Origin of the sequence: Listeria tempestatis (genome assembly GCF_963575625.1) — a bacterium.
In the GTDB taxonomy this organism is placed as follows: Bacteria; Bacillota; Bacilli; order Lactobacillales; family Listeriaceae; genus Listeria; species Listeria tempestatis.
This window is the reverse complement of record NZ_CAUYTK010000011.1, coordinates 75,480-86,607: the sequence shown is the minus strand read 5'-3', so window position 1 is coordinate 86,607 and position 11,128 is coordinate 75,480. Positions and strand designations below refer to the sequence as shown.

The window sequence follows — 11,128 nt, the reverse complement described above, 5'->3', positions numbered from 1 at the left end:
GCAGGTATGGGCAGCATCTCGCCCCAAGCCCCAACCAAAGTCGCACAAAGCACAAAAAGCATCAAAGATATCCTCCAAAAATTTGATGTAAACCTAAGTGGTAAAGGCAAAAAGGTAGATGGTATGATAGAGGGAGTCAGCGCTGCTAAGCCAGAAAAAGTAATTAATGATCTAACGGATTTTAAGAGTAAAAATTTAAAATTTGAAAACTGTAACTTTAAATTGGATAAGAAGGGGATGAAACATATCTTAGAAAGGCATCACTTAGATTATTGGGACGGTTCACTAAAACAAACCCAAACCTTTTTTGCCAAAGATATATCTGTCGATGATATAATAAATGCAATTACCGAAGTGATGAAACAAAATAGAGATACTGTGGTTCAAAAAGGTACTAATAGTATGTATCAACTTTCTGGTAAAGTAGATGGAGTTGAATATGTTGTTGGCATTAAGAATGGTAGAATAGGACAATTTTATAAAAAGTAGGTGAGACGATAGTGTTTATATGTAATTCATTTATTAAAAAACCTGAAGTAATAATTAAAGATTTGAATAAGAACGTTGAAAATTATTTTATTAATGTTTGTGAGACAAATGAATTAATTAAGATAAAAAAAGATATTGATTTAGATTATTTAGAGGGTGTTGTCTACTTAGAGTATTTTGATAATATTATAATGGATTTCAAGTACTGGGATTTAGTCGACCAATTATGGGCGTATATACTTGATATGATTGAAGCGTTTTTGAGTAATGGTATAGCCGAAACTACTTTTCCCGATCAACCTGTTTTACTTAGTTTTAAGAATATCTCAAATGAATACATACTTGTAAGTATAGATGAGAATATAAAGAAGACCTGGACTCTACCAAAACAAGAGCTTTTAACTACTTTAATTTTTGCAGCTGAAGATTTTTTTAAACAAATAACAAAAATTTTCCCATCGACTGCACAATATGATTTAGAGTTTGAGAAAATTAAAAAGCTAAAAATTAATATCAAAAATGGGAAATGTTGATACAGAGCTTTTTTAGATAAGGGTAATGTATGCAAACTTTATAATTTTTTTACTGAATTTATAAATAATATAATTCTAAAAGCTTAGTCCTTTAAATTTAAATAAAGCTATTATTACATTAATTAATATAGGAACAATGGAAGAACCGGAAATTCTAGAAGGAGAACCTGCGGCTAAATGAATGTTAGATAATATTACAAAATAAAAAAGGTGCTCTACAATGCTAGTTATGGGATAAGATGATGTGAAAATAAAGAGCCTAGATTAAGCCGATAAATGAGATTTGCCTGATTTCTGGTTCTGTTTAGCGACGTCCTAGACTCTTTTTTATCTCACACGCCTAATTAGTAGCACTTAAAATATAATCTTTTTCATCGGAAATAAAAGAGTACATTTAGAGGGGAAGTAAGGCGAATTTAATTCGGATATATTTCTAAAGTTGTGACACCAACATTACTTGTAGAGAATTTATAAGTTGCATCATCGACAGACACTTTTGTTGTGCTGTATTTTTTATGGCTAGTATTGAAGGCGTCCAAAACTTTGCTTAGTCCAGTTTCTGATTCGAGCGCGTACATAATGGCTTCAATAGAATAGTGAAAATTTCTATAATCATAAATCCCCATTTTAAGTTCGGCAATTGGTGCATAAACTAGGGAAAAAGCCATTACATCGTTGCCATCACATGCTATTTTAAAGCCAGTGGTGACCTCTAAATCTTTTTCAGAAGAAACAGGCAGTGCAATGCTGAAAGTATCAAGGTTCATTTTAAGTTGTTCATAATTAATTAATACTTTTTGTTTTGGAACAGTCAACGTTTTTGTTACTTCGGCGTCATCTTTTTTTGCAATGACTTCAAACTCGACCTCAGAGCTTACCCTAGGGATATAGATGGCAAATTTTCCGTCTTCAGTAACTGTTTTTTCGCCAATTCCTGCTTTATCAGCATAAGTTATCTCTGTGCCTACATCTGTTGTTCCATAATAAACTAAATCATACCCATTTTCGGGTGTTTCATTAACTTTTAGAGGAAGTTCCCCGCATCCTCCTAAAAGACTTGCTACTAACAAAACAATTGTAAGTAAAGTTTTTCTTTGATGTTTCATCTCAATTCCCTTTCTGTTGTTGTATTTATATAAGCGTATTTACGTTTATACCAAATTCTCTTAACTTCCATATAAGCCTAACATGAAATTTCGGCATTAGCCAGTGGGTATAGGATGAAAAGTGTTAATTCGTATAAATTATATATAGGTCTGTGAAAATGTATAAAAATGACTGGAAAAAAGAATGAATGACTAATAAATTCGAAATTTAGACATTTCTTTCAGTTTGGAAATATAGTATAATAGTTTAGATAGTTTAAAATAAAAAGGGAGTTGAAAAAATGGGGTTTTTAGAAGCTTATAAAGCATATTGGAGGAATTATGTGAACTTTAGTGGACGTTCAAAACGTTCAGAGTATTGGTACACGTTCTTATGGAATGCAATTATCATGACAATTTTTTGGATTATTATGCTAATCATTGGACTGTCCTCTGCTTCGGTAGCGACTGGTACTGCCTATCCAGGTGAAGTTTTTGGCGCTATGTATGCTGGACCAGCGTTGTTTATACTAGTAATTATGTGGCTATTTGGAATAGCGAATATTATTCCTGCAATAAGCCTAATGGTTCGCAGATTTCATGACATTGGAAAAAGTGGCTGGTTTGTTTTACTTGGTCTTATTCCATTTGTTGGAAGTATCATCATTATTGTTTTTATGTGCTTACCTAGCGTGGAAAACGTTGACGGCGCAAAAAATGATGAGTATGGATTTTAATAATTAGCTTAAAAAAAGCGTTATAGCCATTTGGCTATAACGCTTTTTGGGGGTTCTAAGCATGTAAAACAAATTTTTGAATGGCAACAGCAACGCCGCTATTATTATTTGTTTCAGTAATGAAGTCGGCCAGGTCTTTTAAACGTGGAATTGCATTACCCATGGCAACAGCAGTGCCAGCGAATTCGAGCATTGTTGTATCATTTTCATGGTCGCCAATGCACATCACTTCGTCTTGTTTAATACCAAGTAGTTCAGAAAGCTGTTTCACAGCGTTCCCTTTACTTGCATTTGGGTTTAAAACTTCCAAATAATACGGGGCACTGCGAACAAGATGGTAGTGTTCCTCGAGGTCACTTGGTAGCTTCTTTATTCCCGCTTCGAGAATTTCGGGCTCGTCAATCATCATTGCTTTTGACATCTGGAAATCAGCTGGAATTTTCTCAATTTCAGTGAAAATGAGCTGACTACCGGTTAAATAAGCTTCGACAATGGTATATTTACCAATATTTCGATTCGCTGTGTAGAGCGTTTTATCATCGAAAAAGTGCATATGTAGTCCGGCATCTTCACTTATTTTTGAAAGTGAAACGAGATCATCTTTTGTTAAAGTTAAATGCGAAACGACTTCTTTTGTGAACGTATCTTGCACCATGGCGCCGTTAAAACTGATGACGTAATCGCCTTCTTCTCGAAGTTCAAGTTCGCTTAAATATTGTTGCACGCCAACAAGAGGGCGGCCCGTACACAAAACAATTTTTGTACCAAGTGCCTTCGCTTTTCGAATGGCATCTTTCACTTCTTTTGTCACTTCATGATGGTCGTTTAAAAGCGTGCCATCGATGTCGATTGCTACTAATTTAATCATAAGTTCAGTTCCTCCAATCATACCAGTCAAGTATAGCATATTCCCGCTAGTGATTGAAGTTTACTGGAAAATATGGCAAGATGTAAGAAGAAATATGGAAAAGAGAGTGACGCTATGAAACGCAATTATCACGTAAAGTTTTTAAATGAAAAAGATATCGCTTTAGTGGAAGAAGTATGTAAAAAGTGTGAGGATTACTTTCAAATTGAACAAGGACGCAGGGCAAATTCTGATGATGCGCGTGCCATTTTAACAGACTTACCAGCTGGAAAAACAAAATTTGATAAATTTGTCATGGCCATTTTAGATGATCAAAATGAACCAATTGGTTTGATTGATGTTGTGGCAGATTTCCCGAAAAAAAGTGAATGGATTATCGGTTTATTACTTCTTGTGCCTGGGGCTAGATCCGCTGGCATGGGGCGTGTTTTACATCAAGTCATTCGGGAGTGGGCGATAGACGGTGGCGCAAAGTCACTTCGCATTGGTGTTTTAGATGAAAATGAAGCAGCAAAAGGTTTTTGGGAACATCTAGGTTATGCAAAACAAGAAGAGAAAACAACGCAATTTGGAGAAAAAACGCATGTAGTGGGCGTTTATACACTCCAAATTTAAGAAGGTGAAAACATGAAGGAATGGATTGAAAAGGAAATAAAACGAATTGAGCAAGAACAAAACGTGACCATTTGGTATGCAGTGGAGTCAGGTAGTCGGGCCTGGGGTTTTCCTTCCAAAGATAGCGATTTTGATGTTCGATTTTTATATACGCATCCTGAGGAATGGTATGTTTCAGTCGAGGAGAAGCGCGATGTGATTGAGTATCCAATTAATGATTTACTTGATGTGAGTGGTTGGGATTTAAAGAAAGGTTTGCAGTTGCTTCGTAAATGCAATCCGTCTTTAATGGAGTGGCTGAATTCACCGATTGTATATCGTGATTCAGGTGGGCTTGCTACTGAACTTCGAAGGCTCTATCATGAAAACATCGAATTAAAGCCGTTAATTTATCATTATTTACATATGGCGGAAGGAAATTACCGTGAATATTTGCAAGGTGAGCAAGTGAAAATTAAAAAATATTTTTATGTACTTCGTCCGCTCTTCGCATGTGGCTACATTGAAAAATATAAAGCGGCGCCACCTGTTCTTTTTGATGAAATTATGGCTGAAATTGAGATTCCTAAAACGATTCGTGAAATAACGTCTGAACTTTTGGTGCGCAAAAAAGCAGGTGATGAGCTTGATTTAGAACCGCGCCTTAATGAACTGAATACGTATATTGACGAGCAGATCAGCCATTTTAAGCAGTATGTGCAGTCAATTGATTCACTTGAACGTATAGAATATGAAAAATTAGACGCGGTCTTTAGACGTTTTGTGCGCAAAAGTTTGAGTAAATAATAAATCCCTAGTGTCGCATTTGCAACACTAGGGATTTTTATTCAAAAAACGCAGTGATTTCCTCGCGAATATTCCCGTTAAAAGTCCCGTCTTCAATGCTCTTGATCCAATTATCCAGCAAGTGAATATCTGCCTTCAAATGTTGAACAGCATTCGCAATAATTAGCGCAGTAGCAGAATTTTCTGGGTTGGCAATTTTGTCTGCTGCACGCTCATAGCTAAGTTGAAGCTCGTTTGCTACCGCATTTTTTCGTTCATTTAAATAAAACAAAAGCTTATATTTATCGGCATAATCAGCAAAAAGTAGTGCTGGATAAATGGTTTTATACGCCAAAATATCTTTTTTAAATAGTTTATAAAGCTCTTTTTCAATTTGTGCATGCCCTTTTTCCGTAATCTCATACACCGTTTTCGTCGGCGTCTTTTCATTTTTAACTACTTCAGCAATTGAAATATACTCATTTTTTAAAAGTGAGTCAAACGCATAATAAATTTTTGCATCATTAATTTGGAATAAATAATCCCAATCGTAATGCTTTAAAAAGCGCTTTACATCATAAGGATGCACATTTTTGTAATCAAGAACGCCTAGAATAACTAATTTTAAAGACAAATCCATCCCCTCCGTTTGCAAATATTATACCATTCCAGAAAGCTTAAAGGATATACTTTTGACAAAGAAAAGCAAGCATGACTATAATAAATTGGAATGAGAATATGGAAGGATGATGGAAATGACGGAACTAAATTGGGCAATCGTGGGTCCTGGCGAAATTGCGCATCAATTTGCTAGCGCCATGCAAAAAATGGGCCGCACTGTCTATGCGGTTGGGGCGCGCAAAAAGGAAAAAGGGGAGGCTTTCGCTTTAGAATACGGGATTCAAAAGGTTTATGATAACTTTGAAGCACTTTTTGCAGATGAAAAAATTGATGTTGTGTACATTGCCACACCAAATTCACATCATTTTGAATTTATGTTGCAAGCTGTAAAGGCGGGAAAACATATTCTGGTTGAAAAGGCAATTACGATAAATACGTCAGAACTTGCTGCTGTTCAAACGGTTGCGGCGGAGAAAAATTTGGTCGTTGCCGAGGCGATGACGATTTACCATATGCCGCTTTATAAAAAGTTAAAAGAAATAGTGAACTCGGGACGGCTTGGGAAGCTTAAAATGATTCAAGTATCGTTTGGTAGCGCGAAGCCGAGTGATCCAGAAAATCGTTTCTTCAATTTAGAGCTTGGTGGCGGAGCATTGTTTGATATTGGCACATATGCGCTGTCGTTTGCCCGCTTTTTTATGACCGAGAAACCAAATGAAATTCTAACGACTGTGAAAAAATATGAAACGGGAGTAGATGAACAATCTGGCATTATTTTGCGTAATGAAAAAATGGAAATGGCTGTTGTAAGTTTAACATTCCGTTCAAAAATGCCAAAACGAGGTATTGTTGCCTATGAAAATGGCTTTATTACAGTGGAAGAATATCCACGTGCTAGCCAAGCAAGTATCACATATTTAAATGGAAATCAGGAAATGGTGACGGTTGGGGATTCAAATGCAGCGCTCTCTTATGAGATTCATGATATGGAAGAAAGTATTATGAAAGGGGAGAGTAAATCTATTAGGCTAACAGAAGATGTAATTCAAATCATGACGAATGTAAAGGAACAATGGGGGCTCAAGTTTCCATTTGAGAAATAAAATAAGCGGTTGTCTATTTCTTAGACAGCCGCTTATTTTTATTGAAAGGGAGGGTTATTTTAGTCAATTAAAGCAATTTCTGATTCTTTATCAAAGAAATGAGCTTTAGACATCTCAAAAGCAAGTGTTAATGTTTCACCATTTACATGGTCCGTACGGGAATCCACACGAGCCACAAATTCATGTGAACCAACTTGGTTATGTAACATGAATTCAGCACCTGTAAGTTCAGCTACAATCGTTTTAGCTTCAAAAGCATAATCAGGGTTAGCTTCAATCATTAAAGGCTCATCATGAATATCTTCTGGACGAATCCCGAAAACGATTTCTTTATTATCATAGCCTTTTTCTTTTAAGATTTTCAATTGACCTTCTGGAACTGAAATTGTGAAATCATCGCCAATGAAATGCCCATTTTCTATCCGGCCATTAAAGAAGTTCATGGCAGGGCTACCAATAAATCCGGCTACGAACATGTTGACAGGGTGATCGTATACTTCTTTAGGTGAACCAACTTGTTGAATGACACCGTCTTTCATAATAACAATACGAGTTGCCATTGTCATTGCTTCTGTTTGGTCATGGGTAACGTAAATCATTGTCGTATCAAGTTTTTGGTGTAATTTTGTAATTTCCGCACGCATCTGTACCCGAAGTTTCGCATCTAAGTTGGAAAGTGGTTCATCCATTAGGAAAACTTTAGCATCACGAACAATGGCACGACCTAAGGCAACACGTTGTCTTTGTCCACCAGAAAGTGCACTCGGTTTACGTTTTAAATACTCAGTTAAACCTAAAATTGCAGCCGCATCCTCAACGCGAGTTTTGATTTCAGCTTTTGGCATTTTACGAAGTTTTAGACCAAACGCCATGTTATCATAAACAGTCATATGTGGGTATAAAGCATAGTTTTGGAAAACCATTGCAATGTCGCGGTCTTTTGGAGCCACATTATTCATCATTTTTCCATCGATATAAAATTCGCCTTTTGAAATTTCTTCAAGACCAGCAATCATACGAAGTGTAGTAGATTTACCACAACCAGATGGACCGACAAACACGATAAATTCCTTGTCTGCAATCTCTAAATTAAAGTCAGAAACAGCAGTCACTTTATTATCATAAATTTTATAAACACTTTGTAAAGATAATTGAGCCATTCTATTCGCCTCTTTCTTATTAACTTATATATATTGTAAATGAAACCGCTTTATAAAAACTATGGCAACTTGCACAAAAGCCGAATAAGTTTTTTGGGCATGTTGACAGAAGTTAATAAAGCAGAAAACTTTATTTTTGAAAAGGGACAAATGCCTTATTTTTGAAAAAAGGCGCTGTGATGTACTTTTGGTTGTGAAATTAAGAACTAAAGACCTATTTTCATTGAAATCTAGGAAATCGCTTTATCTGATACTTCATATTGTGTTATGATTATATTGCTGATACAATATATAGTTTTTGTGCAAATGTGAAAAAATGCGCATAAAAACAGATTGAAGATAATCGGGGGAATGAATCATGTATATGGAGCAAACTGTAGAGCAAGTTGTTATCAAACGAGACGGACGGAAAACGAGTTTTGATTTGATAAAAATTAGAAGTGCAGTACTTGCATCAATGAAGAGTATTCATGTGGAGGATGAAACTTTTTTAGATGAAATTTTAATTGAAATTGTGAATTCTTTACCAAATGAAGGGGAATTAACAATTGATGAAATTCAACTTACTGTTGAAAATGCACTAATGAAATCTACTTATCCAGATGTTGCAAGGAGCTACATAGAATATCGTCATGACCGTGATGCTGTACGAGATAATGTCACGGATATGACTAAAAGTGTTCAAAAATTACTTGAAAAAGATAAAACGGTTGTCAATGAAAATGCGAACAAAGATGCGACTGTATTTAATACACAACGAGATTTAACGGCTGGAGCGGTTGCCAAAAGCTATGCGCTAAAATATATGCTACCAACACATGTATCAAACGCTCATTTAAAAGGAGACATCCATTTTCACGATTTGGACTATAGCCCGTACCATGCGATGACGAACTGCTGTTTAATTGATATTCAAGGGATGCTAGAAAAAGGGTTTACAATTGGGAATGCGAATGTGGAAAGTCCAAAGTCGATTCAGACTGCGACCGCGCAGATTGCACAAATTATTGCGAATGTGGCAAGCTCACAATACGGTGGTTGTTCCGTTGACCGCATCGATGAAATTTTGGCGAGCTATGCAAAACGTAATTATATGAAGCATGAACAAGAAGCAGGCAAGTGGGTTGCTTCTGAAAAGCAAAAGAAATACGTTGAAGAAAAAACGCGCAAGGATATTTATGATGCGATGCAAAGCTTGGAATATGAAATCAATACATTATACACGAGTAATGGGCAGACGCCATTTGTCACACTTGGTTTTGGCCTTGGGGAAGACTGGTTCGCTCGCGAAATTCAAAAAGCGATTCTTACTGTTCGTCTGGGTGGCGTCGGTAAAGATAAACATACAGCCATTTTCCCAAAACTTGTTTTTTCATTAAAAAGAGGAACTAATTTGGAAGAAAATGACCCTAATTATGATATTAAACAACTGGCGTTACAATGTTCTGCCAAGCGTATGTATCCCGATATTATAAGTTTTGACACGCTAACAAAATTGACTGGGGATTTCAAAGTACCAATGGGCTGTCGCTCGTTCTTGCCAGCGTGGAAAAACGAAAACGGCGAGTTTGTAAATGCCGGCCGAAATAACCTTGGTGTTGTCACGCTAAATGTTCCGCGAATTGCCATTCAAAGCGGCGGCGATAAGACGAAGTTTTGGGATAGTTTCCATGCGCGCATGCAAACTGTTAAAGATGCTCTTTTATTCCGATTAAATCGTGTTAGAGAGGCACGCCCAGAAAACGCGCCGATTTTATATAAATACGGGGCATTCGGAAAGCGACTACAAGACGGCGATGCAGTTGACGAACTCTTTAATAAAGAGCGTTCCACCATTTCAATTGGCTACATTGGTCTTTATGAGGCGGCAACCGTTTTTTATGGTGGTGAGTGGGAAACGAATCCCGAAGCGAAAAACTTTACTTTGGACATCGTGAAAAGTTTGAAGGAATATGCGGATGAGTGGAAGGCTGAATACGGCTACTGGTTTAGTGTGTATTCCACACCTAGTGAAAGTTTGACCGACCGTTTCAATCGCCTAGACCGTGAGAAATATGGTGTTATTAAAGATATTACCGATAAGGAATACTATCAAAATTCATTCCATTTTGACGTGCGCAAAAAAATTACGCCTTTTGAAAAAATTGATTTTGAAAAAGAATATCCAGAGTTCTGTTCAGGTGGTTTTATTCATTACTGTGAGTATCCAAAACTTGTACACAACACTAAGGCGCTAGAGGCTGTTTGGGACTATGCATATGACCGGGTTGCATATCTCGGAACAAATACGCCGATTGATAAATGTTATGAGTGCGAATTTGAAGGTGAGTTTTCTCCAACAGAAGAAGGGTTTAAGTGCCCAGAGTGCGGAAATACTGATCCTGAGAAGGCGGACGTTGTAAAACGGACGTGTGGCTATTTGGGCAATCCGATGAAGCGTCCAATGGTTCACGGGCGTCATGTGGAAATTTCGAAGCGCGTGAAGCATTTGGAGCTTCGTGATGAATAACCCAGCGCCAAAAGAATGGCAATCTGAAAACCTGAGTCGCGGTTTTATTGCGGATTATAAGTCGTTTAATTTTGTAGACGGGGAGGGCGTCAGGTGCAGTCTTTATGTATCTGGCTGCCCTTTTCATTGTGAGGGCTGCTATAACAAAGCAGCGCAGTCCTTTCAGTATGGTGTACCTTTTTCAGAGGAGCTTTTGGAAAAAATTATCCTTGACGTTAGCCATGAGTCCGTACAAGGCCTAACGCTTCTCGGCGGGGAGCCATTTTTAAATACTGAAACATGTTTAACGGTTTGTAAAAAAATGCGCGATAAGTTCGGCAATACAAAAGATATTTGGTCGTGGACTGGCTATACGTGGGAAGAAATGATGCAGGAAACAGAAGATAAACTTGAACTGCTTTCTTATGTTGATGTGCTAGTCGACGGGCGTTTTGAACAGAGTCTATTTGACCCTAACTTAGCTTTCCGAGGATCTAGCAACCAGCGCATTATCGATGTGAAAAAATCAATGCTAAAAGGTGAAGTGGTTTTATATTAATAAAAGCTTGGTCATTTCGACCAAGCTTAAAACTACTGAAAAGCGACAATCTTCGTCGTTTGTGCTCCTACTCTAATGCTCACCATTTATCAGCAGTCTGGTTTT

Annotated in this window: 12 protein-coding genes; 8 read left to right on the top strand and 4 right to left on the bottom strand. The window is 37.0% G+C overall.

Going from position 1 to position 11,128, the window contains the following annotated elements; all coding sequences use genetic code 11:
• Together R8923_RS12110 and R8923_RS12105 are read left to right on the top strand one after the other, a co-directional pair.
• A partial coding sequence (locus R8923_RS12110; RefSeq protein WP_485873015.1) for an EndoU domain-containing protein occupies positions 1–489 on the top strand: 489 nt, incomplete at its 5' end.
• Between the two features lie 11 nt (positions 490–500).
• The gene (locus R8923_RS12105; protein ID WP_485873014.1) at positions 501–1,022 is read left to right on the top strand and encodes a hypothetical protein; all 522 of its coding nucleotides are present in this window, start codon (positions 501–503) and stop codon (positions 1,020–1,022) included.
• A gap of 416 nt (positions 1,023–1,438) precedes the next feature.
• Here R8923_RS12105 and R8923_RS12100 read toward each other — a convergent pair whose 3' ends face one another.
• Positions 1,439–2,128: a hypothetical protein gene (locus tag R8923_RS12100; protein WP_485873013.1), complete on the bottom strand. Its 690-nt coding sequence runs from the start codon at positions 2,126–2,128 to the stop codon at positions 1,439–1,441.
• Positions 2,129–2,409: 281 nt separating this feature from the next.
• On the opposite strand from R8923_RS12100, the gene R8923_RS12095 reads away from it, so the two are divergent.
• The gene (locus tag R8923_RS12095) at positions 2,410–2,844 is read left to right on the top strand and encodes a DUF805 domain-containing protein (RefSeq protein ID WP_485873012.1); all 435 of its coding nucleotides are present in this window, start codon (positions 2,410–2,412) and stop codon (positions 2,842–2,844) included.
• 55 nt (positions 2,845–2,899) lie between these two features.
• On the opposite strand, the gene yidA is transcribed toward R8923_RS12095, so the two are convergent.
• Positions 2,900–3,712, bottom strand: coding sequence for a sugar-phosphatase (gene yidA / locus R8923_RS12090; protein WP_485873011.1), 813 nt, complete (start codon positions 3,710–3,712; stop codon positions 2,900–2,902).
• Between the two features lie 114 nt (positions 3,713–3,826).
• Here yidA and R8923_RS12085 point away from each other — a divergent pair, with 114 nt between their 5' ends.
• Together R8923_RS12085 and R8923_RS12080 are read left to right on the top strand one after the other, a co-directional pair.
• Complete coding sequence (locus tag R8923_RS12085; RefSeq protein ID WP_485873010.1) at positions 3,827–4,327, top strand: GNAT family N-acetyltransferase; 501 nt, start codon at positions 3,827–3,829, stop codon at positions 4,325–4,327.
• A gap of 12 nt (positions 4,328–4,339) precedes the next feature.
• Positions 4,340–5,113, top strand: coding sequence for a nucleotidyltransferase domain-containing protein (locus R8923_RS12080; protein ID WP_485873009.1), 774 nt, complete (start codon positions 4,340–4,342; stop codon positions 5,111–5,113).
• Positions 5,114–5,150: 37 nt separating this feature from the next.
• Here R8923_RS12080 and R8923_RS12075 read toward each other — a convergent pair whose 3' ends face one another.
• Positions 5,151–5,726, bottom strand: coding sequence for a PadR family transcriptional regulator (locus R8923_RS12075; RefSeq protein ID WP_485873008.1), 576 nt, complete (start codon positions 5,724–5,726; stop codon positions 5,151–5,153).
• A 121-nt stretch (positions 5,727–5,847) separates the two neighbouring features.
• Between R8923_RS12075 and R8923_RS12070 the strand changes: the two genes are divergently transcribed.
• Entirely contained in the window at positions 5,848–6,816 is a 969-nt protein-coding gene (locus tag R8923_RS12070; RefSeq protein ID WP_485873007.1) for a Gfo/Idh/MocA family protein, read from the top strand.
• Between the two features lie 59 nt (positions 6,817–6,875).
• Here the strand turns inward: R8923_RS12070 and R8923_RS12065 are convergent, their stop codons facing one another.
• Complete coding sequence (locus tag R8923_RS12065) at positions 6,876–7,976, bottom strand: ABC transporter ATP-binding protein (RefSeq protein ID WP_485873006.1); 1,101 nt, start codon at positions 7,974–7,976, stop codon at positions 6,876–6,878.
• A gap of 358 nt (positions 7,977–8,334) precedes the next feature.
• Here R8923_RS12065 and nrdD point away from each other — a divergent pair, with 358 nt between their 5' ends.
• Positions 8,335–10,485, top strand: coding sequence for an anaerobic ribonucleoside-triphosphate reductase (gene nrdD, locus R8923_RS12060; RefSeq protein WP_485873005.1), 2,151 nt, complete (start codon positions 8,335–8,337; stop codon positions 10,483–10,485).
• Complete coding sequence (gene nrdG, locus R8923_RS12055; RefSeq protein WP_485873004.1) at positions 10,478–11,023, top strand: anaerobic ribonucleoside-triphosphate reductase activating protein; 546 nt, start codon at positions 10,478–10,480, stop codon at positions 11,021–11,023. Before nrdD ends, nrdG begins: the two co-directional genes overlap by 8 nt.
• The last annotated feature ends 105 nt before the right edge of the window (positions 11,024–11,128 follow it).